The organism is Hyalangium ruber, from assembly GCF_034259325.1.
GTDB lineage: Bacteria > Myxococcota > Myxococcia > Myxococcales > Myxococcaceae > Hyalangium_A > Hyalangium_A rubrum.
The window spans coordinates 550,475-575,158 of the sequence record NZ_JAXIVS010000004.1; the positions used below are offsets into that span (position 1 = coordinate 550,475).

Genomic DNA, 24,684 nt, shown 5'->3' on the forward strand with positions numbered 1-24,684 from the left:
GCTGAGGCCTAGGACGCCTGGGGGCCCTGTTGGGGCTGGTGGAGTTCGTACAGCCGGATATCCGCGGTGGCTCCAGGCATCCGCACCATTCGTTGGAACCGGAAGCCCAGCGTCTCGAGAAGCTTGATCGAGCTTTGATTGTCGGGGTCCACGATCGCCAAGACGTGCTCCAGCCCCAACTTCGTCCTGCTGTGGGAGAGCACGGCGCTCGCCGCCTCTCGCGCGTAGCCCTGCCCCCAGAAGCGGGGGAAGAACGCGAAGCCGATATCCGCATGCGGTAGGCCCTCGCGCTTGATCAGGCCACACATGCCCATGAGCGTGCCGTCCTCCTTCCGCTCGACCCGGTACAGCCCGAAGCCGTGGCTGGCGTACATGACGAGGGGCCCCTTCTGGAGGTAGGCGCGGGCACCGTCGAGATCTCTCACTCCCCTGTCGCCGATGAACCGCAGCCACGAGGGCTCGTTGACCAGTTCGAGAATGAAGGGTGCGTCCTCGAGCGTGAGCTCGCGAAGAATCAGCCGGTCCGTATCGAGAATCATCGTGGCGCTACCCTCTCACGAAGCACGCCGCCATCCTCCATGCGGCTTGACCGTCCAAGGATGGGGGACATACTGGGAGTGAACAAGGAGGAAGCACGCATGAGCAACTCACGGAAGGCCCTGGGGGTACTGTCCTGGCTGGTTCTGGCCGCATGTGGTCCTGAGGCGAACCTGCCCTCGGTAGGGAGCGCTGAAGCGCTGAGCACCAGCCCCCAGCTCATCCGTGCCGAGCACCCCATCCGAGACCAGTACGTGGTCGTGCTCGCGCAGCCGCCCGAGGGCGTGACGACCCAAAGCGTGTCCTCGATGGCGACCACGCTCGCGGCCCGTCATGGCGGACAGGTGCTCCAGGTCTACGAGAGGGCCTTGCGTGGCTTCGCGGTGCGCATGACGGAGGAGCAGGCGCTCGCGCTCGCCCGCAACCCGGCGGTGGCCTCCGTGGAAGAGGATGGCCTGGTGCAGGTCGACTTCGTCCAGTCCCCTCCGGGCAACGTGGGGAAGGACCGCATTGATCAGCGCAACCTGCCGCTCGACAACCAGTACACCTACTTCGGCACCGGCGTGGGCACCCACGCCTATGTCATCAGCACGGGCATCCGCACGACCCATACGGAGTTCGGTGGCCGGGCCACCGGCGACTTCACCGTCATCTCCGACGGCAATGGCGCAAGCGACTGCAACGGTGTCGGCACCCACTGGGCCGCGGTCATCGGTGGCAACACGTACGGCGTGGCCCGGAGCACCCGCTTGCACTCGGTGCGCGTGCTGAACTGCACGGGCACGGGCACCACCTCCGGTGTCATCACCGGCGTGGACTGGGTGACCGCCAACCACATCAAGCCGGCCGTGGCGCTGCTCGGGCTCAGCGGCCCCGCCAGCGCCGCGCTGGACGCGGCCGTCAACAACTCGATCGCCGCTGGCGTCACCTATGTGGCGTCCGCCGGCAGCAGCGGCGGGGATTCATGCACGCAATCTCCGGCCCGCATCCCCGCGGTCTTGACCGTGGGCTCCTCCTCCGCCACGGATACGGTGAGTTCCTTCTCGGGCACTGGCAGCTGCGTGGACCTGTTCGCGCCAGGTGCCAACATCATCTCGGCCTGGCACACCAACGACACGGCCGTCTCCAACATCAGCGGCTCGGTGGGCGCGGCCTTCGGCGCGGGCGCTGCTGCGCTCTGGCTGGAGGTCGTCCCTTCGGCCACGCCCGCGGCGGTGAACTCGGCGATCATCAGCAACGCCACCACCGGAGTGCTGACGCCGCCTCCCACGCCGCCCACCCCGAACCGGCTGCTGTACACGGGCTTCATCGGCTCGCGGCTGAGGGCAGGTACCCCCGTCAGCGACATCTCCAACCCGCAGGCGGATGTGCGCTACTTCCGGCTGGAGGTTCCGGTGGGCACCACGCAGCTGACCTTCAGCACCAGCGGTGGGACAGGCGATGTGGACCTGTATGTCAAAGCCGGAACGCTGCCCTCCACCAGCACCTATGACTGCGCTCCCTTCATTACCGGCAACGCGGAGACCTGCATCCTCAACGCTCCGACACCGGGGACCTGGTACGTCATGCTCCACGGCTTTGCTCCATTCTCGGCCGTGTCGCTGACGAGCACTGTCACGCAATAGCAACCTCGTCGGAGGATGCATGCACATGAACCTCCAGGCGTGCAGCGCGCTGCTCCTCTTCATCTCCGCCTGCGCGACGACGGAGCCGAGAGCCAAAGCCCCGCGCCCCCACAGCCAGCGGCTCGCCAACCTTCAGAGCGCGGCGCAGTTGCCCTGGCGAGACGATGGGCGGTGTGTGGTGCAAGAGGCATCCCAGCCCTGGGCCGCACTGGTGGAGCGGTGCTACTACGCTCTCGATACGCGGAAGGTCCGCTTCAACGATAGCGAGGGGCGGTGCGCGGTGGCCTCAGCGGGAGCGATCGCCATGCCAGCGATGGTGGGGATTTGCCTGCTGTCCCAGCCCTACCTGGCAGTGGGAGCCGTGGTCGTCATCGGCGTCGTGGTGGTGGGCATCGCTATCTCTGAGGAACTGGAGGCTCATGAGCGCAGCCACCGACCTGGCCCCGAGGCTGAGGACTCGGTGGAAACCGCAAGGCCCGAGTCCCCACCGGTTGCGCCGACAGCGAGAGTTCAGCCAAGCGGGTTGGGCAGAGACTGGTTTCCCCCTCAGCCCCCAGCATCACCGGATCCGCGAGAGCGTCGGTCGGAATGCACTCCCAAGCGAGTGCCACCCAAGGGGGGAAACTCCTTGCACAACACGTGTGCCGACAATGTCCCGCTCAACTCCTTCCGGGGCGCCAACGCGCTCGTCAACGGTAAAGCCTTCGATGCGCTGCAACCGGCCACACGCACTCTCTGGGAGGTCAAGACCGACAACTTCGACACGTACTCGCCCGCCCTTCAGAGCATCGTGAGCAGGAAACAAGTGATGGAACTGCGTTCGTCTCGGACACGGGGAGCTGGGCCGGTGCAGCCCCGCGCGCGTCCAAGCTCGCCTGCCGGGCCCGCGCGCGCCGCGTCGGACACGGGAGCTGGTCCCGGTGCAGCCCGCGCGCGCCGCGTCGGACAGGTGGAGCCGGGCGCGGCGCAGCCCCCGCGCGTCGAGGCGGGCCTGCCGGGCCTCATGGAGCCCGCGCGCATCGGTCAGGTGGAGCGGGCCCCGTAGAGCCCTCGCGCGCGTCGGACAGATGGAGCGGGGCGCGGTGGAGCGCGCCAGGATGAGAGAAACCGTCGAGGGCTCCCAGCTCAGCCCGGTGGAGCGCGCGCGTCGGACAGCGCCAGCTTGCCCGTGGAGGCCGCAACGATGTTGGGCACGTTGTGATCGGTGGGAGCTGGCAAGCGTCCAGGCAGGCCGTGGAGCCGCGACGACCTGGGAGCGTGGCGAGCAACCCGGCAGGCATGACACCCGAAGCGGGGCGGCGCCACCTGGGAAGGAAGCGGGGACGTGGCGAACAGCCAGGCGTCAGCATCGGGCGGGAGCCGCCCCCGCAGGGTGGGCGGGGGTGCAAAACGGGCGTCACCCGTCGGCTCCTCCTCTTCTCTGTTGCAGCCCTCTAGCCTGCGCCCTTGCTCGCAAGAAGGGGGGTGACACGTGAATCTTTGGCGGCTGCTGTGGAAGGCCGAAGCGCTGTTCCTGGTGTTGTGCGTGGGGTGCAGCAGCATCCCGAAGGTCCCCCGCGTGGAGGACACCGGCCAGGGTAGAGCCGTTGTCCACCTTCCCCGCACCGCTGACGTGCAACCCGTCGTGGTGGACCGCGAGGAATTCCAGCAGGCCATGAGGCGCCTTGCGCGTGAGGTGCGGCTGTCAGGCACTCCGCGTCAGACGGTGGAGAAGATGTTTCAGATGGACCCGCAGTTCGGCAACTACCTCTGGCTGCAAAAGGACCGGAAGCTGGTGTCGCTGGGGCCGGGCGAGCCTCTGGAAGGGGCGTTGACGAAAGACGACCTTGCGACGGCGGAGCGCTACCGGCTCTGGTGCCAACGCGTTTACAACGTCTACGGCGACTGTCTCGGGGGGGCGCTGGTGGCAGGGCGCTACCTGGACATGCACGGCCGCTACATCTGGGCACTGGCTCTCAGTAAGAGCCCGGTCATTGACGAGATGAAGAAGGCGCTGGGGGAGATGGTGGAAGTGCGCGCGCTCATCCAAACGGTCTTGTGGACGTTGGGGTCCATGCTGCTGATCATGGCGATCAACCCGGTGGCTCCGGCGCTGGTGGCGGTGATCGGAGTGGGACTGATTCTGTATGTCGGCGTTGACACGCTGATCAACCTGGTGAACGGCTGGAGTCGGTTGATGGACGAGGTGAAGGTGGCGGCCACCTTCGAGCAGATCCGCGATGCGGGAGAGCGTTTCGGGAAGATCATCGGGCGAGAGGCAGCGCGCGCGTTCGTCTTGCTGCTGATGGCGGCCATCGGCTCGACGGCGCAGCTGTTCGCGGCAAAGGTGCCAACGCTGCCCGGCTCGGCGCAGGTGGCCGCGCAGGCCGAGGGCACGGCCAGAATCTCGGTGTCCGCGTTGGGCTCGGTGGAGGAGATCGCGCTCGGCGCCGAGGGCGTGAGCGTGACGGTGGCGGCCACGGCAGTGACGATGGGAGCCAGTGGCAGTGGCGGCACGGGCCCCTGTATCGAGACGCACCACATCGCCACTGTCTGCAACGACAAGGACACCAAACGTGGGGGCCCGTGGACACCGAGGTTCCGGCAGATCTTCGCCAAGGCGGGAATGTCGATGGAGGATCCGGCGAACAAGATGCCTCTGCCGGGCCACTATGGACCGCACCCTGAGCGGTATCACCAACTCGTCCTCAAGGAACTGGACGATGCCACGTTGAACTGTCGTAGCGTCGTGGAGTGCCGTGAGGGGTTGACGCGGGCCCTCAAGGCTCTGGCGAAGGAAATCGCAACCCCGGGGACAGAGCTGAACCAACTCGTCACCCGGCAGTAACCACATTAAACGGAGCCTATGCCCAAGCGTTTTTTCGAACTAGCCGACGATGTGAATGTCCCGCACCGATGGCACCTTGACATGCCGACGAACAGTCGCGGCGAGCAAGTGGACGAGGGGCTTTTCAGGCGCGGGGCCCCCGTCCACATCACGGATCGCTTGAGGATTACCGTCGAGATCGCGGGCCAGCCGCTGGACTTCACTTTTGCAGCCGTCGGCCTCCCGGTGGTCCATGTCCGCGTGGCGTCTATGTTCGCGGAGATGGCCCCGGACGACGTGCAACTGATCCCCGTGGACGTGGCGGGCCAACCGGATCAGCACCTCATCCTCGTGGCCACGCGCCTCATCCGCTGTATCGACGAACAGGCGTCCCGGATCCGTCTCTGGACTCACGAAGACGGAGCCCCGCACATGGTCGGTCGCTATGCCTCCGTGCGTGACATGCGTATCGACAAGGCCAAGGCGGGCAGCGCCAACGTGTTCCGTTGCGAAGGGTGGATAGGCCCGCTGATCGTCTCCGGGGAGATCAAGGACGCATTGGAGGGCATGGGCGCCACAGGCACGAGGTTCGAGGAGGTCTAGTCCGGGCTTGGAGGGGCGGCGTCCCGCGTCGGACAGCGCCAGCTCGGGCCGTGGAGCGGGCCGCGTCGGACATGGGGAGCTGGGCCGGTGCAGCCCTCGCGCCTCCAGGCTCGCCTGCTGGGCCGGTGCAGCGCGCGCCACGTCGGACACAGGAAGTTGGGCCGGTGCAGCCCCGCACGTCGAGGCTCGCCTGCTGAGCCTCGTGGAGCGTGCGCCACGTGGGGCACGGAGAGCTGGGCCGGTGCGGCCCTCGCGCCTCCAGGCTCGCCTGCTGGGCCGGTGCAGCGGAACTGCAGCGCGAGCGCAGCCTCGCAATGGCCTGTGGATTTGACTTCCAGGTTGGCGTGCGCAGCGCCGCGCACAAAGCCGCTCTGGAGCGTGAGGCCCCCGACCTCACCATCGTCATCATGACCTGGTGCTGAGCAGCAGCCGCCACCAGGCTTGCGACCGGAGTGGACACCGCTCAAGGTTCATCATCTATGGGAACGTGGCTCAACCTTGCCTTCATCCAAAGTGCGGACACGAACCAGGTAGAGAAGGAACTCTCGCGCTTGTTGACGGAGGGAGGCCGACGGCTCACGACGCCCAAGCCGCGAACTCCAGCCCCGTACGATCCCATGCAATATGGGCTCGGCGACGAAGTTCAACGCTGGGGCGTGGCGGGCTTTCAAGGCGCCCCGGGTTGGACAGTGCTGCGCACCGCGCCCTTCGAGCTGCTCATGCAGGGCAACCCGCCGCTTCTCGCACGCCTTGCCGCGCGCCTGGGCGTGCCAGCCTTCCAGTACAACATCTACGATTCCACCTCGGACTTCCTGCTGGAGGTGGATGGCGGTGGGCGCGTGGAGCGCTCCGGGTTCGTGGGAGTGGATGTGACGCGCTACTGGGGCAGCCACCCTCCAGAGGACCGCTTCAACGTGCGCTTTCACCTCATCGACCCATCAGCCGTTGCTTCATGGGCAGCGGAGGCGATGCCAGAGGCACGCGTTGCCGGGTGGTGGCCCGACTCCAGCAGTGCACAGGAGCAGGCGGACCTGCTGCATTGGCTCGGCGAGATAGGCGCCGACATCGACCGTGGCGTCTACACGTGGCGAGCCCATCCCGCCCATGTCGTTCGGAAGCTCGCGAGCGCACCAAGCGTCTTTCTCCCCACCGAGGGGTGCGTTGACGAGGCCATCATGACCGTGTTCGGTGGGCCCAATTCCACGCACTGCGACAACCTTTTCCTCGTGCAGACGCTCGTCCCTCACGCGCGCATGCCGGTGGCTGGGTTCGTGCTGTACGCAGAAATCTGAGGTGACGCCCGACATGCGGCCCTCGGCCGTATAGGTGTATCAGACGCTGCCGCGCTAATTCCCTCGAATAACGGTCAGTCCCTGGTCGGTGAGCACGAGCAGCATGCTCGGCGTTACGGTGGGTTCGTAGACGAGCTGCAAGACGCGTTGACCCGACACCTCTTGCACTCGAGCCAATGTCACGCCGTCCGGTTCGAGCCGCCAGAGGCCCGCGCCATTGGTGCCGATGTAGAGCGCGCCATCGTCCGTCGCCTTGAGCGCCAGGATTCGCTCCATCGGCAGCCCGGCCAGCTTCGACCAGTTGCCCGTGGAGCGGGACTTCGGCGTCATGGCCCAGACACCGAACTCCGCGCTGCCCAGGTAGTAGCGGCCCGATACCGTCTGCTCGAAGGCGCGCCAGAGATCATTCTCCGCCTGGCTGTTGAGCTGCTCGTTGAACCCCTTGAACCTCCAGGGCGTCGGCCCTACCCAGGTGTACTCGCGGTCCCACTCCTCGAGCTTCCCGCTCGGGATGAGCACTCCGAGCATCTGCTCGTTCGCGACCAGGACATCTCCGTTGGGCGCGATGCCGAGCCCGTGCATCTGCGGGCATTGGAGCGACTCGGCCTTAGAGCCATCCGGCTCCGTGGTGATGAGATACCAGCCCGGGTGACGGTGGCTGTTGTACGTGAGCCCCTGGATGCGCGTCACCCCGTGGTTCGTCGTGATGTAGAGGTCCCCGCGATACGGACCGCGCGTCACCCTCGCGCAGCTCAGCACGGTGCGGTCCTCCTCGTAGTGGAAGTCGTTCGTGTTGTGGATGCCGATCTGCTTGCCCGCGTTCGACGCACCGGTGGTGCGCCAGATGTGCTCCTCGAGCGCGACGGTTCCATCCGGCTGGAGGCGGACCGCGTCGAGGTCTCCCTTCTGGTACTCGGCATAGCGCTCGGGCGTGTAATTCGCCTCGCCCGGTCCTGGGATGTACGTGCGCTGCGAAATCCCTTCCGCCCGCTTCATCTCAGCAGCGCGGTACCCCACATATGCGCGCCCGGCCTCACCGCCACAGATGACCGTCGAGCCGATGGCCAGTGAGTCTCGGCTGAATGGCTGGCGCGCCTGTCCCACGCCCGAGGTCCACGTCGGAGCCGTATCCCCCGGACGCAGCACGCCGATGCGGTGGCCGTCGAGGAGCCACAGGTTCAGCCCTTCATCGAGCCCCACGCTCTGCGGTGTGCCGACGCCATACGACCGCGTGTAGTTGAGCATCGCGTCCGTGGGCCATGGCCCCGCGTCCGGTGTCCCTGCATCCGGCGGTGTGCCGGCGTCGGGCTCCGTCCCCCCGTCCTCCCCGGGCGTGGAGTCCGGGGGAGTGCCGGCATCCACAGGGGGAACGGAAGGGGGCTCGGAGGGAACTTCGTTTCCCTCTGGGGAACCGGGCTCCTCAGTTGTCTCCAAGGGGTCGACTGTCCTGCTCCGGTCACCGCATCCCACCGAGAACAATGCGATGACCGCGAGCCCTGCCCCCACCGCGCCTGCGCGAATGCCCATCCATGCCTCCGTCAGCAGAGGTCTGTTCGCAAATCTCGGGCCGCGGTGGATTCGATCAACGAGATCCTCTGCATGATTTTTCACCCTCCCGGCTCTCTTCATTCGTGGGCGGTTGGTTCGAGCCCGCGGATGTGAATTCCAGGGGGAAAAATCGTGACGCACATGAACAAGTATCTGCTGGCCTGGATGTTCCTTCAGTTGCCCGTGCTAGCGCACGCCGGCACTCCAGCCGCCACAGGCGCAGTGGCTCCACTCTCGGACGCCGAGCGCTATGCCAAGCGGTGTCAGTCCCAGTCGGCCCACCGCATCGCCAAGCCTCAGGGGACGATGCTCTGGGGCACCAAGCGCAGCTGGGATACCGAGAAGCTCGCCCCCGAGCTCAGCAGCGTGCTCGTCTCAGCCGCCCTCGAGCCCTTGCGGCAGGCGGATGGGGACGTGAAGGCGCTGAAGATCGAAGGCGGGCGCCTGGTCGCCGTGCCCTCCGCGGCCAAGAGTATCGTCGGCACCGTGCTCCAGGGCACCGACAGCGCCGGCAAGCCCGTGGAGGTGTCCATCTGCGGCGCCGAGCCCTCCCACGAGGACCCCGGGATGGTCTGGTACCGCATCGAGGCCTGGAACGCGGTGGCCCAGGAGTGGGAGAACCCCTGCGTCGCCCTGAACAACGTGCCCGATCCCCGAGCGCTCGCCGTGAGCAGCCTCTGGGATGAGAGCGGCGCGAGCAAGGCGGTCCCCGGCAGGTTCACCTTCGCCTGTGAGAACGGTGCCATCACCAAGTGCGTCCGCTGGGGCTACAAGCCCTGGGCCAGCCGCGACGGGCAGCCGCTGGCGGACCTGCACCAGGCCTGTACCCGCATGGCGCGTGCCGACTACTGCGGCAACGGCCGCAGCCATACCCACCAGGACACCACCATCGATATGTACGATCGGCTCGGCATGCTCACGCGGACCCACGAGGCCTCGGCGGAGTGGGATCCCGCGAGGGCCTCTTTCGAGGCGGCGTGGGGGCCCGACGGAGCCACCTGCCTGGCACGCACCCGTGACGGCCGCGCGTTGGCGACGGTCCTCCAGGAGTGTCCCAACCGCTTCCGTACCAACATGGCGGTGGAGCTGGGCGAAGGCGATCGCTGCACGACTCGGCGCGTGGACGTGAGCCCCGGGGCAGCGCTGCTGCGCAACCACTCGTATGGAGCCTCCACGGGCGGCGTCTCGCAAGGCGAGGGCCCGTAGGACACCTCGCGCGTGCGCCCCCGTGTCAGCCGTGCTCGGGCAACGGGGGCACCCCGTCTTTTTCCCCCAGGAGCTGGCTGAGGCTCAGCTCCAGCTGGCTGTTGACGACCGCCAGGAAGCTATCGAAGTCCCGGGTGGACAGGCCCAGGCGCGACCGCAGGTGGCGCCGGGTCTCCTCATAGACCGTCTGCCGCGCACTCTTCAGCCATCGAGAGACCGTCGATTGATTCACGCGAAACAGCGAGGCCAGCTCATACATCGAGAGCTGATCGACGAAGTAGAGGCGCAGCAGGTGCCGCTCGTCCGCCGCGAGCGCGGAGAAGGCTTCACGCATGGCCTGGCGAAAGTCCGCGTGGTGGCGCCGCTTGATGAGATCCAGTTCCGCGTCGACCCCTGGCGCCGGCAGTGCCGCGAAGACGGTGTCCGCATCGTGCTCGGGCGCGGGCTTCTCGACGGCCTGAAGCTTGATAGCGATGCGCACGGCGGAGACACGCACCCAGTTCATCAGCGCGCCTCGCCCCGTATACTCGACGATCTTGGGTGGCCCTTCGGGCGTGGCGACCAGGATCTTCACACGCGCCAGTTGGCAGACATCATCGATCACCACCTCGGGTTGCTTGGACCCCCGAAGCAGCGCCGGCAGCTTCGCCAGGTAGTGCCGATCGAAGTTCTCGAGCGCGGCGGGAACCCCGTGCAGACAAGCACATGCCAGGTAAAGCTCCGCCAGCGACAACTGCTCGAGGAGCGGCGCGATGGGGCTGTCGGGACTTGCCTCGGGCAGCCGCTGAGCGAGGTGAATCACAAACATCCTGGCAGGGAGCTCCACCGTCGGCCATTTCGCGCGGCCGCCCTGCCAAACGCTCACCAGCAGGTTTTCAAGTGCTTGGGAATCCGCGGGTGGCGCGAGGCGCGCCTTCGTGTGCGCGAGAAACGTCGCGGCCAACTCCCCATCACGCCCCTGGTCCATGGTTTGCCTGTACCATGCGCTTCACAAAGCCAGCAATGGGTGCCATTGAACCCAGCCGACTGAATAGGTAGTTTGGTGCCCCTCGACTCCATGCGTCAGTCCAGCTCCAGCCATCGTGGGCACGGCGCTTCCAGCTGCCTGACGGACGAGCTCCTCGTCGATCTCCTCGACGGCAGGCTTTCGAACGAAGAGCTGGAGCGGGCCCATCGCCACGCCACGGATTGCGCCGACTGCAGGGTTCTGTTGGCCGAAGTCACCCGCGGCGGCCTGGGAGAAGCGCCGGAAATCCCTGGGCCCGCCGTCCCAGCCATGGATGGCGCGCCGGAACCGGGCCTCTCGTGGACACCGCCCGAGGTGTTCAACGAGTTCCGTCTCGAGCGGCTGATTGGCCGGGGCGGCATGGGCGTCGTCTACCTGGCGCACGACACCTCACTGGATCGCCGTGTGGCGGTGAAGTTCATTGCCTCGAGTCAGCCCGAGCCCTGGGTTCGTGCGTACTTCGAGACCGAGGCGCGCGCGCTCGCTCGACTCCAGCACCCGAACGTCGTCACGGTGTTTCGCGTTGGCGAAGTCCTGGGACACCCGTACATCGCCTCCGAGTACATCGCCGGCCAGAGCCTCGCGGAGCTGCCCCTGCCGCTGCCGTGGCGCCAGGTGCTCACCCTTGGCATTGGCCTTGCCAGAGGGCTCGCGGCGGCCCATCGCCAGGGCGTGCTCCATCGCGATCTCAAGCCATCCAACGCCATCATCAGCGAGGAGGGCGAGGTCAAGCTGCTCGACTTCGGGCTGGCCGATCACTTCGAGCCAGGTGCGGCCTCGACCTCTGGAAGCGCGCAGCTCGTCGTCGGCACGCTGCCCTACATGGCACCCGAGCTGCTGGAGCGTGCTCCGGCGACGCCGCGAAGTGATCTCTATGGCCTGGGCCTCATCCTCCGCGAGCTCTGCACGGGGGAGATGCCGCGCCGTGCCTCCGCGCGGTCTGCGCAGGACTTCACGTCCCCCGCACTCTGGCCGGGCGTCGATCCGGACTTCGCCGCCCTCATCGCGCGGTGCCTGGCGCCCAACCCGTTGCAGCGCTTCGCCTCGGCAGAGGCTCTATGCGAAGCCCTGGAGCGCTTCGAGCGTCGCATCGCCCCCACGCCCCTGCTCGAGGGCAATCCCTACCGCGGCCTCGCGCCCTTCGAGGCCGAGCACCAGGCACTCTTCTTCGGACGAGACGCCGACATCCGCGCCGTGCTCGAGCGCCTGCGCCACCGGCCCATGGTCCTCGTCGCCGGGGACTCTGGCGCCGGCAAGTCCTCGCTCTGCCGCGCGGGCGTCCTGCCCCGGATCGTCGCCAGTGCCCAGGACGCGGGCCGCGAGCAGGTCACCGTCACCCTGTGGCCTGGCCGCTTTCCGATCGAAGCCCTGGCCTCCGCGCTCGCCCCCGTGCTTGACCAGAAGGAGGAGGAGCTCGTCACCGCGCTCACGGAGACGCCTGCATCGTTCGGGCGGGCGCTGCGCGAGGCGCATCCGAGCGGCCGGGGCCTGCTGCTCTTCATCGATCAGCTCGAGGAGCTCATCACCCTCTCCGAGCCCGTCCAGGCGGAGCACTTCGCTCGCTTTCTCGGGGAGCTCGCCTTGCCGTCGGCGGGCCTGCGCGTGCTGCTAGCGGTGCGCGGTGACTTCCTGACGCGCTTGTGCGCGCTGCCCGGCCTGGGCAGCGAGGCCGAACGCGCGCTCTACATCCTGCGTCCCATGTCCCCCGACAACGTGCGCGAGGCCATCGTCGGCCCCGCGCGCAGCCGCGGCGTGGGCTTCGAGTCCCATGAGCTCGTCCAGACGCTGGTCGCCTCCACCGTACACAGCGCCGGCAGTCTGCCCCTGCTTCAGTTCGCGCTCGCCGAGCTGTGGGAGCGCCGCAACCCGGCGCAAGGCCACCTCACGCGGGCGTCGCTCGAGGAGATGGGGGGCGTGGCGGGAGCACTGTCCCGGCACGCGGATGGGGTGCTCCGACGCCTGAGCCCAACCGAGCGGGAGGCGGCGCGGCGGCTCCTCCTCCAACTCGTGACAGAAGCCGGAACGCGCATCGAGCGCGGTGAAGAGGAGCTCCTCGAGACGTCGGCGGAGGCCTCCCGCGCCGCGCTTCGGGCGCTCGTCGAAGGCCGCCTGTTGCACACGCGCACCGTGGGCGGCCAGCCGCGCTGTGAGATTGCCCACGACACCCTCGTCGAGAGCTGGGGCACGCTGCGCGACTGGCTCAACGACGACATCGGCCACCGAGCGGTGCGCAAGCGCGTCGAGGAGGCGAGCATCGAGTGGGAGCGGCTGCGGCGCGCCCAGGATGCGCTCTGGGGCCAGCGGCAGCTCGATGAAGCGCGGCCGTTGGACCCGTCCACCCTGGGGTCGCGCGAGCGGGCCTTTCTGCTCGCCTCTCGCCGCGCCGTGGTTCGCCAACGGTGGGGCCGCTGGCTCGCGGTGCTGCTCCTTACGCTCGCCGCGGGTGCCTCCTATGGCGGCTTCCGCCTGCAGAAGCACCTCGCGGACACGCGCTTCATCGCCGCCCAGCTCGACACGGCGCGCAAGGCACTCGACACGGGGCGATCCCTCTCCGAGCAGGCCCGCGCGCGTCGGGAGGATGCGCTGGCGCTGTTCGACGGCCGGGCGCCTCCGTCCGCGAAGCCTGGAACCGCACCGAGTCCCCATGGCCTGCTGGAGGCCGCTGAGCGGCAATGGGCCGAAGCGCTCGACTTACGAGAGCAGGCCGACGCGGCCTACGCCGTGGCCAGCCGGGACCTCGACGGCGCCCTTGATCGCGATCGAGCCGATGCGGGCACGCGCCGGCTCATCGCGGAGGTCCTCTATGAACGCGCGCTCCTCGCCGAGCTCTTTCATCAGCGGCGCGAACATGACGAGTGGGTGCAGCGCCTGGAGCAAAACATCGACACCTCCAAGGAGGGCACGGAGTGGCGGCAGCGGCTCGTGGCCCCCGCCGAGCTGGCGCTGGTCACGGAGCCTCCTGGCGCACGCATCGAGGTCGAGCGCTATTTCGACGCGCAGGGGTTGCGGCTCCTCGAGCCCGTTCCGGAGGCCGGCGCCCTGGGCCCCACACCCATCGCCCGCGTCCTCCTGCCCCAGGGCTCCTATCTCCTCCACCTCACGAAGCCCGGCCACGTGCCGGTGAAGCTGCCGCTGCTGCTCACCCCCGGCGCCCGCGAGCAGCTCCGCCTCGTGCTCCCCACCTCGGTGCCTGACGGCTATGCCTATGTCCCCCCGGGCTGCTTCCTCCAAGGCAGCGCCGAGCCCGAGGTGGTGCGGCGCTTCATGTACAGCTCGCCGCTTCACCGCCTCTGTCTCACCGAGGGCTATCTGATCGGCAAGCGGGAGGTGACGTTCGGCGACTGGCTGGCCTACCTCGACTCGCTGCCCCCAGAGGCGCCCGCGAGACGGCTCCTCGCGGAGCCGCGCTTCGGCGACGGTGGGGCGGTCACGCTGCGAGAGCAGCCCGGCGTGGGGTGGAGCTTCTCCTTCCATGGTTCGCGCAAGGACGTCTTCACCGCGAAGCTGGGAGAGCCGTTCCGCTATCCAGGCCGGACCCGGCGCGACACCGCCAACTGGCTCCAGTTTCCCCTCTCGGGGGTCTCCGCCTTGGACCTGGAGGGCTACTTCTACTGGCTCGACCGCTCGGGAAGGCTCCCGGGAGCGCGCCTGTGTGGCCAGAACGAATGGGAGTACGCCGCCCGTGGCGCCGATGGACGCCTGTATCCGCACGGTGACCGGCTGTTGCCCGATGACACCAACATCGACACCACCTACAGCCGACAGCCCACGGCCTTCGGGCCGGACGAGGTGGGCGCTCACCCCGCCTCGGTGAGCCCCTTCGGCCTGGAGGACATGGCCGGCAACGCCTACGAAATCACGCGCTCGGAGACCCAGGAGTTCGGGCGTGTCCTCTATCGGGGAGGCGCCTGGTACTACGACGCCTTCACCGCGTTCAGCGCGAACATCGCGCCGGGCGACCCGATGGCACGCGACGCGCGAATCGGCGTGCGCGTCTGTGCCTCGTTCTCTCCCCGTTAATGGTTCAGCGCGCTGCTTCCAGGAAGCTCGCTCGGAAGGTCTCCTGGAGCGCCTCCTGCCCCACCTGCGCCTCGATGAGCTCGTAGCCCATCAACGCGAAGATGCGGTTGCGGTAGAAGATGGGGCGCGCGTTGCCGTACCAGTCCACGCACGACTTCACGCACGCGTCGTCCCGCGACTCTTCTCTGGCGACGAGCGCACCCAGCGGCGCCAGCCCCAGCTCCGGGCTCACCCGCAGGAAGTTCACCTCGGCCGAGCCGTAGCGCAGGTGCATCCAGGACGAGCCGTTCAGCCGCGCTGGCAGCCCCAGCACCCCGCCGCCCCCCTCGGCCGGCTTGAAGAAGAAGCCGTGGCTGCGCGTCTCGCCCTGCGTGGCGCTCGGCCGCATGTACTGGCCCCGGAACTCCGGCGTGTCTCCCAGCTTCAGCGCGGTGAAGTACAGGTTCGTGCCATCCGTGCCCACCACCACCGCTCCCGCGGCACCCAGGGCCTCGATGCGCTCCACGCCATGCGCCAGCTCCAGCTCCTTCACCGCCTCGGGTGCGCGCACGTCCGTCACCCAGATCCGCGGCTGTTCAGACACCACGAAGCTGTCCATGCTCCACAGCAGGTGGTTGCCCACGAAGCGGTTCTGCAGCCTGTAGCCCGTCGGGCCCGGCAACCGCGTGTAGTGCTCCCCGGCGGCCTTCGGCGCATCTGCACTGAAGGCGGACAGCGGCGCGCGCAGCAGCGCGAACTCCCCGCTGCCCCGGTTGACCTCCGGGCCCCACATGGAGTCCCCCTCGCCCTGCCCTCCCAGCAGCACCTCCAGGTGCCCGTCCTCGTTCTCCCGGAAGGAGAACTGATCGATGGGGTTGCCGCGCGCGCGCAGCACCGTGGGCTCCCCTCCATCCAACGGCAGCCGGTACACGTAGGAGTCCTGCGACTCCTTCTGCTCGTCCTCCAGGTACCAGCTCTCGGCGTTCCCCGACACCCAGACGTACGCCGCGTCACGCGACACATAGAAGGTCCGCGAGGAGGGCCCCATCACCGCGCGCGCCGTGCAGGTGAATGCGGGCGCTTCCAGGTCGCAGCGCACCACCGTGTGCAACGTGGTGCCAAGCGCCGGCTGCACCGGCCGGTAGATTTCCACCTGGGAGAGCATGCTGCTCCAGCCCGAGGTGCCGTTCTGGCCGTTCCAGCTGCTGATGGACGGCAGCTCCTTCTCGTCGCCCAGATAGTGGGGAATGTAGAAGACGAGCGTGTTGCCCACCCGCCGGCCCGTGTAGTTGCGGACCGAGTAGTAGTCGAACGAGCGCAGGAAGTGCGAGGACTCGTGGGTCAGCCGCCCATCATCGCCCAGCTGGAACAGCACCACCTCCGTGGCCCCCACCTCGTAGCTGTAGCCAATGACGATGACGCGCCGGCCATGCACCAGCATCTCGTCGTACCAGCTGCCACGGGTGAAGCCGGGCGCATAGGAGTCCACCTGGTGGACCGGCACCAGCGCCTCGGCGCCCTCGCCCTGGCGCACGGTGAAGAGGCGGCCCCGGCGCAGGATGACGAAGTAGTCGTCCACCGCCTTGACGATGCCGCCCTCGTCGACTCCCTCCTCCTGGTTGTTGGTGATGGACTCCTCCTCGTAGGGGTCCGCCGGGGAGGGGGAGGCGACGCCGTCGTCCTGAACAGGAGGGGAGCCGCAGCCGAACGACGGGCCCCCGTCGCCGCTCGACGTGCGCTCCCGCAGCTCCTTCACCTTGTCCAAGTGCGCCTTGAACGCATCCTCCGACTCGAAGCGCTCGAGCCGCGAGTGGGTGATGGGTTGGAGCTCCTCTCGCTTCAGGCGCTCTCCTTGCTGGGGGCAGCCCACGACGATGAACAGCAACATCAGCGACAACGGGGCATGGCGGCGGGTCAGGCGCGGCACGCGCATAGGGGGACATCTCCTGGGTGGAAGGGCTCGCAGGGGACAGCAAGGCACGTACCAGCTGCTCCCGCCCAGCCGCTCCCCCAGGGAGCTGCCGTGTCAGGTGCGACGCGCGTGTCAGGGGCCCCTCGGAAAGCCCAACGCCCGCCGGCCCGCCTGCTCACGAGCGGGCAGAGCGCGCTCGCATCCGCTGTGAGCCCCGGGAGAGCGGGGTAAGGTGCCGCCCGTGACGACCGCCTCCGCTCTCTACCAAGACTGCGCCCGCCTCTTCATGGTGGGCTTCCCCGGCACGCGCATCGACTCGGACTTCGCAGCGCTCATGAAGGACGGCATCTTCGGTGCCATCCTCTTCAAGCGGAACGTGGGCTCCGCTCAGGAGACCGCCGCCCTGTGCCGCGACATCAAGTCCCGCGCGGCTCGCCCCTTCATCCTCTCGGTGGACCAGGAGGGCGGGCGCGTGGCCCGGCTGCGGGGCGCTCCCTTCACCGCCCTGCCTCCCATGCGCGAGCTGGGCCAGCGCGGCGACGAGGGCCTCGCCGAGCGCGTCGGCCGGCTGCTGGCGCACGAGCTGCGCGCCATGGGCTTCGACTGGGACTTCGCCCCCGTGCTCGATGTGGACACCAACCCCGCCAACCCCGTCATCGGCGACCGCAGCTTCAGCCGCGACGCCCAAGTTGTCGCGCGGCTCGGCGTGGCCCTGGCCCGAGGTCTGGAGGCCGGCGGCGTGGCCTCGTGCGGCAAGCACTTCCCCGGCCACGGCGACACCACCACCGACAGCCACCTCACGCTGCCGCGCCTGCCGCATGACCTGGAGCGCCTGCGCCGCGTGGAGCTGGTGCCCTTCCGCGCCTTCGCCCAAGCGGGCCTCGCCTCATTGATGACGGCGCACGTCCTCTTCGACGCGCTGGAGCCCGGCGTGCCCGCCACCATGAGTCTCAAGGCGCTGCACGGCGTGCTGCGTCAGGAGCTGGGCTTCGATGGGGTGCTCGTCTCGGATGACCTGGAGATGAAGGCCATCGCGGGCCACTACTCCGTGGAGGAGGCCACCGTGCAGGGCACCCTGGCCGGCGTGGACCTGTTCCTCGTGTGCCACCACGCGGACGTGCAGCGGCGCTGCATCGAGGCGCTGGTGAAGGCCGTCGAGTCCGGCCGCGTGCCGCGCGAGCGCATCACCGAGGCTCATCGCCGCCTGGCACGGCTCCAGGCCCGCTTCGCCCACCCCGCCGAGGATCGGCTCGCCACGCTCGGAGACTCCGAGCACCGCGCGCTCGCCGACGGGCTCGCCAGCACCTTCGCCGGAAAGGATCCGACCGAGGTGCTGGTCTAGCCCTGGCCTCGCCTCACTTGTTGAGCTTGCTGCCGTAGTCGCCCCAGTCAGGCGCGGGGGTCTCGTTGCCGCGGTGCTCACGCCACCCCATGTCGGTTGTGCCCGCGTTGCCACCGCCGCCGATGCCCTGGCTGGTGGGGGCCTCGTTGCCCCCCAGCGTCGTCACGCCTCGGCCCATGTACCCGGTCACATCCTCCATCCGGCTGTTGCCCTGCGTGCCGAGCTTCTCGGGCGTGCGCGGGTCGATGCTCGAGCCGAGCTGCCCGATGGTCCCGTTGAAGCCCCGGTTCGCGTCGACCTGGTAGTGGGTGTAGAAGTCCTGGGGCACGTGGCGCACGGGGCCCCCGAAGAAGTTCTCGGGCGGATCATCCGGTCGCTCGCCGCCGGTCTGCGGAAGCCTGCCGCACCCCACGCTCAGCACCAGCGCCGAGCCCAGTCCTCCCAGCCACATCCACCGTCGAAAGCCACTGTGTCTCATGTCCCATCTCCCAAGGGGCACACGAGCCCCCACTCGCTTCAAGGGATGAGCACCGCGCCGCGCCTCAACCACCCACCCGGCACCCGGCCCGGCCCCTGTCAGTTCGGGCGGAGAGCCTCCAGGGGAGCGTCAGTGAGGCAGCTCCGGCTTGAGCGGCAGCTCCACGCGGAAGCAGGTGTCTCCTGGCCTCGACTGGAGGCGGATGCGGCCTCCCAGCCGGCGCTCGACGATGCGCAGGGCGATGTCCAGCCCCAGCCCCGTGCCCTTCCCCAGCGCCTTGGTGGTGAAGAACGGCTCGAAGACGCGCGCCTGTAGTTCCTCGGGCACGCCCGGCCCATCGTCCGAGAGCTCCACGTGGACCTCGTCCCCGCACAGGCGGGTGCTCACGCGCAGGTTGCCCTGGTCCTTCATCGCGTCCAGCGCGTTCTCGATGAGGTTGGTCCACACCTGGTTGAGTTCGCTGCCGTGAGCCCAGAGCTTCGGCACGTGTCCGTCATAGTCGCGCGTCACCGTCACCCCGCCGCGCAGGCGGTGGGCGAACATGGCCAGCGTCGCCTCGAGCCCGGCATGCACATCCACCTCCTGCAGCCAGTCCCGGTCCATATAGGTGTACTGACGGACCGCGGCGATCAGCGAGCAGATGCGCTGGGTGCTCGCATCCATCACGTCCGTGAGCTGCGTGAGCAGCAGCGTCTTCTCCAGCCACGTCAGCCCCACCTCCAGGGCCTCGCCCTCCAGCGTGGCCCCCAGCACCTCCAGGTGCGGCAGGTCCACCCCCGCGGTCCCCAGCGTCGTGGCGCGCGAGAAGGCATTGGCCATGCCATGGCTCTCCAGCCACCCGAGCAGCCCGTCCTCCAAATCACTCTGCGCCAGCGCGTCCAGCGGCTGGAGCGGTGTGGCGGATTGGAGGTCCCGCATCAGCTCCGCGAGCACCTCGCGCTGCGGCGCTGACAGCCGCTCGTCATGCGCCAGCGCCCGGTGCTGTGCCTCCAGGCACTCCTCGCGCAGTTGCTCCGCCGAGCGCCGCGCCGCCGAGGCCGGGTTGTTCAGCTCGTGCATCAGCCCCGCCGCCATGCGCCCCAGCGCGGCCAGCTTCTCCTGCTGGCGGATCTGCGCCTCGGCGTCCTGCCGGCGCGTCACCAACGTCTGGAGGACGAACCTCGCCAGCGGCGTACACTCGGCCACCATGCGGCGGAACGCCTCCGCCTTCACCTGCAGCACGCGCGTCTCCCCCACGGCGCGCCCAGTGGCGATGGCGGGCCCGCCCGAGAGCAGGGAGATTTCTCCGGTGAAGGCTCCGGGCCGGTGTACCGCCAGCACCTGATCCTCGCTCCCCAGCCGGCGGGTGACGCGCACCTCGCCCGAGAGGACGACGAAGAAGTCGTAGTCGTGCTGGCCCTCGGTGAAGAGGGGCTCTCCCGGCTGGAACTCGCGCAACACCCCCTCGCGCTTCACCTCATCGAGCACTTCTGGCGGGAAGGTGGGTACGAGCGTGGTGTCGATGGAATCGTGCAACATGATCGGCCCCCGTCGAGCAGCACGCACACGCGCGCAGGCTCCGCTCAGGGTGGTGACGCCTCCTCGCTCGCACATGGAGGAATGGGCGAGGAGGACGAGGGCCGATTGTCTGCCTGCCCGCCCTCCAGGGTGCCTGGCGGGCGGTTCAGCGCTCCCGCGTGGTCAGCGGCTCGGGGACTTCTTGGCCACCTTCTTCACCGCGCTCTTCACGGCGGCGCCGACCTTCTTGGCCACCTTCGCGGCCGATGCCTTCTTCTTAGGCTCCGCAGAGGGCTCGGCCGCATCGCCGCCGCTCAGCGCGGAGAGCACCTCGCCGACGTGGCCCGTCACCTTCACCTTGGGCCACACCTGCTTCACCCGGCCCTGCGGGTCGATGAGGACCGTGGTGCGGGTGATGCCCATGAACTTGCGGCCGTAGAGCGACTTCTCTCCCCAGACACCGTAGGCGTCCGCGAGCTTGTGCTCGGGATCCGCCAGCAGCGTGAAGGGCAGGCTGTACTTGGCGACGAACTTCTCGTGGCTCTTCACCGAGTCCGGAGAGACGCCCACCACCACCGCGCCGGCCTTCTCGAGCGCGGAGTGTTCATCGCGGAAGTCACAGGCCTCCTTCGTGCAGCCCGAGGTGTTGTCCTTCGGGTAGAAGTAGAGGACGACGTGCTTCCCCGCGAACTGGGAGAGGGAGACCGTCTTGCCGGTCTGGTCCGAGAGCTGGAAGGCGGGGGCCTGGCTGCCGACTTGAGGGAGGGGCATGGGGCCTCTGGTAACCCCGTCCCCGGGGCCGACGCAAGCCCTACTTCGCACGTCACCTCTGGCTCACCCCACCCGAGGCTCAACGCCCCGCGTCGGTCTCGTGGTCGTGGCCGTGCTCTCCCGGCGGGTGGGAGTCCGCTTCCAGCCGGACCTGCCGGGCCCGGCACTCCGCGAGCGCCTGCCGTACCGTCTCCCGCCGCTCCGAGGGCGCCGTGCCCAGCTCCTTCGCCAGCGCTTCGCACGCGGCGCGCTGGGCCTCGAGTTCGCCCGTGCCCGGCCCTGTTGCCCCGGGCGTGGCCAGGGGCCGGGGCGGCATCGGCCCTCGGAGCGCCCTCAGCGCCGCGAGCCGCGCGTCCGCCTCAGCCCGCGCCTTCGAGTCCTTCGGGATGGCCTCGAAGGCGGCGATGACCGCGTCGTAGGCCGGGTCCCTCGGGTTCACTCCGCGCTGCACGAGATCCGCGTACTGGGCCTGGGCCTTGGCGAGCTGCTCCGGGCCCTTGTCACAGGCGGGCAGCACGAGCAGCCCCAGGGCAAGGAGCACCGCGGCCGGGAGTCGTTGGAAAGTGGAGGACATGGGCTCTCCTGTGCTGGCCATGGGAGCGGCGCGCGGGTAGGGTGCGCCGAAGTGTCGCCCGTCTTCTTCGCATTCGTCGTCGGTCTAGGCCAGGGGTTGCTCCACGCCGTGGGGCCGGACCACTGTGCCGCCATGGCCACGCTCGGTACCCTGGGCACCGGGCGGCGCCGCGCTGCCCTGCTCACCGCCCTGCGCTTCGCCTTTGGCCACGCGGCGGTGCTGGGCGGGGTGGCCGCCTTCTGCCTGCTGGCGGGCGTCGGCCTGTCCGAGGCCTTCGAGCGCTGGGCCGAGGTGTTCGGCGGCGGTGTGCTGGTGGCCCTGGCCGTCACCGCGCTGCTGTTCCCCAACAGCCTTCGCCACGGCCACCCCCACCTGCCGGGCCACGCTGGCGAGCCGCACTCCCACATCCACGAGGGTGTGAGCACCGCGGCCGGCGCGCTCATGGCCGTCAGCGGCGTGCGCTCGCTGCTGCTGGCGCTGCCTCCGCTGCTGGTGGGCGGCAGCATGAGCCTGTCGGCGTGGACGTACCTGCCGGGCTTCGCCCTGGGCATCCTCATCGGCATGGGCGTGGTCGGGCTCATCTTCGCCGAGGGCTTCTCTCGCATGAGCGAGCGGCTCGCCGGTTGGGTGCATCGCGCTGTCGCGTTGACCTCGGGCGCCCTCGGCCTGTTCTGGATCGGCTCTCGGCTGTAGGCAGGGCGTGATGGACACCGCTCGGCCTGACGCGGGCGCCTCCTCTCGCCTCTCCTCTGTGTATCTGCACGGCCTCGCCTTCCTGGGCGGCTTCGGCGTGATGCTGCTGGAGATGTGCGCCTTCCGGGTGCTCGCCACCACGTTCGGCTCCTCCATCTACGTGACGGGGGTGCTGCTGGCGCTGGTGATGATCTCCCTCTCCGCGGGCTACTACCTCGGCGGCCGCTTCTCGCGGCGGTATGACCTGGGCTTCCTGCTGTGGCTGCTGCTGGGCGCGGGGGTGTATGTGGCGCTAACGGGCGTCTTCCTATCGGAGCCGCTGCTGGAGGCCTGCTTCGCGCTGCGGGGTGCATTCCGGGGGTCGATGGCCATTCACGCCGTGCCCCCCGCCGTGGCCACGCTGCTGCTGTACGCGGGCCCCATGCTGGCCTTGAGCCAGGTGTCTCCCTTCCTCATCAAGGTGCTGACGGCTCGTGCGGCCCAGGGTGGTGCCGAGGCTCGTGGGGTCGGCGCGACCGCTGGCAACCTGATGGCGCTGTCCACCGTGGGCAGCATCGTCGGCACCCTGCTGCCTTCCTTCGTGTTCATTCCCCTGCTGGGCGTGCCCTCCACGCTGTGGATCTTCCTCGGTCTCCTGGGCGCGGCGCTGGTGGGAGGGTTCGCGCTGATGGGTCGGCACGGTGCGGCGGGGGTGACGGCCGCCGTGCTGCTGGTGGGCGTGGGCGCGGGCTTCCTGCGTGGTCCGGAGGGGGTGAACGCTCCTTCGCGGATGGGGCAGCTCGTCTTCTCCGCCGAGTCGCTCTACGGGAACGTGAAGATCTTCCGCTCGACCGATGAGGCCGGGGACACGGTGCTCTATTACATGCCGTCCCGGAGCTTCGTGCATTCCGCTGTCTATCCGGGCCGGCCGCTGAAGGATCAGTTCACCAACTCCTATCTCCACCTGGGGCTGGCGCGCGGCGCCCGGCGCTACCTCATCCTCGGCAGCGCGCTGGGGGGAGCCGTGGCCGCTCTCCTGGAGGCTGATCCTCGGGCGGAGATCACGGCGGTGGAGATTGATCCGCTCGTCAGTGACCTAGCACGCCGCTTCGTGCCCCGTATCGAGCAGCCTCGGGTGCGCTTCGTCGTCGAGGACGCGCGCCTGTTCCTGCGCGAGGACCGGGGCGCCTACGACTACATCGTCGTGGATGTCTTCTCCGGCGAGCAGTTGCCCGCCCACTGCGTCACCCAGGAGTTCTTCGCGCTGGCCCACGCGCGGCTGGCGCCCGGTGGCGTGCTGCAGATGAACACCAACCTGTGGGACTTCCAGGTGTTCACAGGGCTGGAGACTTCCACGCCAATCGTTCCGGTACACCACCTCCACTCCGCGCTGCTGCGCGTTGGCTTCGCCTCCCTCTTCCAGAACGACTACTTCGAGAACGGGCACCTCTATGCTTTCCGTGAGCGCACTTCCTTGGAAGAGGTGCGCGGCGCGCTGGCGCGGCAGGCCCGTGATGAAGCGGTGCCTGCGGACCTGCGGGCCTCCATGGCGATCGCGGCGCTCCAATTGCTGCCCGTGCCCGACACACGGCGGGGGCTGCGCCCGCTGAGCGACTCCTGGGTGCCGGAGCACGCGCTGCACCTCAAAGGCAACTTCGATGGCTACCTCGAGGCGCTGGGCCGCGCGAGCCTGCGGCCTGAGTGGAAGGAGCAGGTCCAGGAGGCGGGCGACTCGGAGCTGCGCCTCATCGCCGCCCGGCACTACGCCCAGGCGGCCACCACCCATGCACCCACCTATGACGGCTTCAATGCCTATATGGCGGGCGAAGGCGGGGCACGCTTCTGCTCGGAGGTGATGGCCTGGGCCTCTCACGGTCCCAAGGATCTGCACGCGCAGCTGGCTCGCTACCTCCACACCCGCGTCGTCCGCCGCTGCGGGCGCGCTCTCTCGGAGCCGGCGCAGACACCTGGCACCGCACCGGCCGCGCAAGCCTTGAGTCAGTACGCCCGGGCTGTGCGGTACCTGGCCGCGAACCAGGGTGACTCCGCCCTACCGCTCCTGCTCGACGTGCTCGCTTACGGCTCCTGAGCCGGAAGTGAACTCAGTCGGAGGAGCTTCCCATGAGGACTATCCACCGCCCCTGTTTCCGGTCATGGAGCACGTAGGCGTAGAACCAGAACACGGTGTAGCCCGGTAGGCCCTTGTCACTGGGGTACTCGTAGATGTCCGTATCCCGCAGCGAGAGCAGTGCTTCCAGCTCGCTCCAGAACGCTGGGAGCAGCTCTTCCCCCAGTTGCTTCCTCTTGGCCGCCGTGAGCCTCGGCCCCGCTCCCTCGTCGCCCTCGTAGCCCAGGCTAGAGTCGATCTCGGCCTTCATCTCCTCCAGCGGAACCTGCCGAACCTTCGCCGTGTGCGGCTCGCTCTCCGGGTAGCACCGGCGCACCACCTCGGGCCAGGACAGCTCCTCGCCCGACGGTTCGAGCACCTTCACGTCGAGGGTGACGACATAGTTCAGCCCTCCCGCCAGAAGTCTCTCGATCCGACGCAGGACTTTGGTGAAGGTCGGAGTGCGCATAGGCGTGAACTGCTTGTATCCCCGGCATTGGGATCCGCGAGATTAAATTCACCCCATGACCACCAACACCGCTCTGGAGGACACCCAAAAGCGATGGGTCGAGGTTTGTGCGAGCAGTGACGTCGGCCTGTGGTGGATCGCGGACGATGTTCGACAGCTCTGGCCAGAAGCGTCGGAGACGGAACTCCGCCTCGAGACCCTGCGCGCGCTTCGGCCCCTCCTCCACCAGGGCTCACTCCG

20 protein-coding genes are annotated in these 24,684 nt (G+C 68.6%); 11 read left to right on the forward strand and 9 right to left on the reverse strand.

The features are described from left to right. Positions 1-8 precede the first annotated feature (8 nt). Positions 9-539, reverse strand: coding sequence for a GNAT family N-acetyltransferase (locus SYV04_RS14425; protein WP_321546323.1), 531 nt, complete (start codon positions 537-539; stop codon positions 9-11). Between the two features lie 99 nt (positions 540-638). Here SYV04_RS14425 and SYV04_RS14430 point away from each other — a divergent pair, with 99 nt between their 5' ends. From SYV04_RS14430 to SYV04_RS14455, 6 genes are all read left to right on the forward strand, one after another. Further along, the gene (locus SYV04_RS14430) at positions 639-2,162 is read left to right on the forward strand and encodes a S8 family peptidase (RefSeq protein ID WP_321546324.1); all 1,524 of its coding nucleotides are present in this window, start codon (positions 639-641) and stop codon (positions 2,160-2,162) included. Between the two features lie 313 nt (positions 2,163-2,475). Continuing rightward, the gene (locus SYV04_RS14435; RefSeq protein WP_321546557.1) at positions 2,476-3,207 is read left to right on the forward strand and encodes a DUF6310 domain-containing protein; all 732 of its coding nucleotides are present in this window, start codon (positions 2,476-2,478) and stop codon (positions 3,205-3,207) included. A 426-nt stretch (positions 3,208-3,633) separates the two neighbouring features. Beyond that, the gene (locus SYV04_RS14440; RefSeq protein WP_321546325.1) at positions 3,634-4,989 is read left to right on the forward strand and encodes an AHH domain-containing protein; all 1,356 of its coding nucleotides are present in this window, start codon (positions 3,634-3,636) and stop codon (positions 4,987-4,989) included. 18 nt (positions 4,990-5,007) lie between these two features. Continuing rightward, positions 5,008-5,571: an imm11 family protein gene (locus SYV04_RS14445; RefSeq protein ID WP_321546326.1), complete on the forward strand. Its 564-nt coding sequence runs from the start codon at positions 5,008-5,010 to the stop codon at positions 5,569-5,571. 218 nt (positions 5,572-5,789) lie between these two features. Further along, positions 5,790-5,993, forward strand: coding sequence for a DUF6310 domain-containing protein (locus SYV04_RS14450; RefSeq protein WP_321546327.1), 204 nt, complete (start codon positions 5,790-5,792; stop codon positions 5,991-5,993). A 30-nt stretch (positions 5,994-6,023) separates the two neighbouring features. Further along, positions 6,024-6,863 (forward strand): hypothetical protein, encoded by an 840-nt coding sequence (locus SYV04_RS14455; RefSeq protein ID WP_321546328.1) that lies wholly within the window; start codon positions 6,024-6,026, stop codon positions 6,861-6,863. 54 nt (positions 6,864-6,917) lie between these two features. On the opposite strand, the gene SYV04_RS14460 is transcribed toward SYV04_RS14455, so the two are convergent. Further along, the gene (locus tag SYV04_RS14460; protein WP_321546329.1) at positions 6,918-8,225 is read right to left on the reverse strand and encodes a hypothetical protein; all 1,308 of its coding nucleotides are present in this window, start codon (positions 8,223-8,225) and stop codon (positions 6,918-6,920) included. 327 nt (positions 8,226-8,552) lie between these two features. Here SYV04_RS14460 and SYV04_RS14465 point away from each other — a divergent pair, with 327 nt between their 5' ends. Beyond that, positions 8,553-9,617, forward strand: a complete 1,065-nt coding sequence (locus SYV04_RS14465) for an ADYC domain-containing protein (RefSeq protein WP_321546558.1) — start codon at positions 8,553-8,555, stop codon at positions 9,615-9,617. A gap of 25 nt (positions 9,618-9,642) precedes the next feature. Here the strand turns inward: SYV04_RS14465 and SYV04_RS14470 are convergent, their stop codons facing one another. After that, positions 9,643-10,425, reverse strand: coding sequence for a sigma-70 family RNA polymerase sigma factor (locus tag SYV04_RS14470; protein ID WP_321546330.1), 783 nt, complete (start codon positions 10,423-10,425; stop codon positions 9,643-9,645). A gap of 249 nt (positions 10,426-10,674) precedes the next feature. Between SYV04_RS14470 and SYV04_RS14475 the strand changes: the two genes are divergently transcribed. Continuing rightward, positions 10,675-14,643: an nSTAND1 domain-containing NTPase gene (locus SYV04_RS14475; RefSeq protein ID WP_321546331.1), complete on the forward strand. Its 3,969-nt coding sequence runs from the start codon at positions 10,675-10,677 to the stop codon at positions 14,641-14,643. A gap of 4 nt (positions 14,644-14,647) precedes the next feature. On the opposite strand, the gene SYV04_RS14480 is transcribed toward SYV04_RS14475, so the two are convergent. Further along, entirely contained in the window at positions 14,648-16,555 is a 1,908-nt protein-coding gene (locus SYV04_RS14480; protein WP_321546332.1) for a beta-propeller domain-containing protein, read from the reverse strand. Positions 16,556-16,775: 220 nt separating this feature from the next. Between SYV04_RS14480 and nagZ the strand changes: the two genes are divergently transcribed. Beyond that, on the forward strand, positions 16,776-17,876 hold the full coding sequence (gene nagZ / locus SYV04_RS14485) for a beta-N-acetylhexosaminidase (RefSeq protein ID WP_321546333.1): 1,101 nt from the start codon (positions 16,776-16,778) through the stop codon (positions 17,874-17,876). Between the two features lie 13 nt (positions 17,877-17,889). On the opposite strand, the gene SYV04_RS14490 is transcribed toward nagZ, so the two are convergent. The 4 genes from SYV04_RS14490 to SYV04_RS14505 all read right to left on the reverse strand — a co-directional run bounded on the left by SYV04_RS14490 (position 17,890) and on the right by SYV04_RS14505 (position 21,196). Further along, positions 17,890-18,354, reverse strand: a complete 465-nt coding sequence (locus tag SYV04_RS14490) for a hypothetical protein (RefSeq protein WP_321546334.1) — start codon at positions 18,352-18,354, stop codon at positions 17,890-17,892. Positions 18,355-18,483: 129 nt separating this feature from the next. Next, positions 18,484-19,872: a sensor histidine kinase gene (locus tag SYV04_RS14495; protein WP_321546335.1), complete on the reverse strand. Its 1,389-nt coding sequence runs from the start codon at positions 19,870-19,872 to the stop codon at positions 18,484-18,486. A gap of 162 nt (positions 19,873-20,034) precedes the next feature. Beyond that, positions 20,035-20,622: a thioredoxin-dependent thiol peroxidase gene (gene bcp / locus SYV04_RS14500; RefSeq protein ID WP_321546336.1), complete on the reverse strand. Its 588-nt coding sequence runs from the start codon at positions 20,620-20,622 to the stop codon at positions 20,035-20,037. Between the two features lie 79 nt (positions 20,623-20,701). After that, the gene (locus SYV04_RS14505; RefSeq protein WP_321546337.1) at positions 20,702-21,196 is read right to left on the reverse strand and encodes a hypothetical protein; all 495 of its coding nucleotides are present in this window, start codon (positions 21,194-21,196) and stop codon (positions 20,702-20,704) included. Positions 21,197-21,247: 51 nt separating this feature from the next. Here SYV04_RS14505 and SYV04_RS14510 point away from each other — a divergent pair, with 51 nt between their 5' ends. Further along, positions 21,248-21,889 carry a hypothetical protein gene (locus tag SYV04_RS14510; protein WP_321546338.1) on the forward strand — a complete coding sequence of 214 codons (642 nt, stop codon included), beginning with the start codon at positions 21,248-21,250 and terminating at the stop codon, positions 21,887-21,889. 10 nt (positions 21,890-21,899) lie between these two features. Then, complete coding sequence (locus tag SYV04_RS14515; RefSeq protein ID WP_321546339.1) at positions 21,900-23,957, forward strand: spermidine synthase; 2,058 nt, start codon at positions 21,900-21,902, stop codon at positions 23,955-23,957. Positions 23,958-23,970: 13 nt separating this feature from the next. Here SYV04_RS14515 and SYV04_RS14520 read toward each other — a convergent pair whose 3' ends face one another. Continuing rightward, the gene (locus SYV04_RS14520) at positions 23,971-24,444 is read right to left on the reverse strand and encodes a hypothetical protein (protein ID WP_321546340.1); all 474 of its coding nucleotides are present in this window, start codon (positions 24,442-24,444) and stop codon (positions 23,971-23,973) included. Positions 24,445-24,684 lie beyond the last annotated feature (240 nt).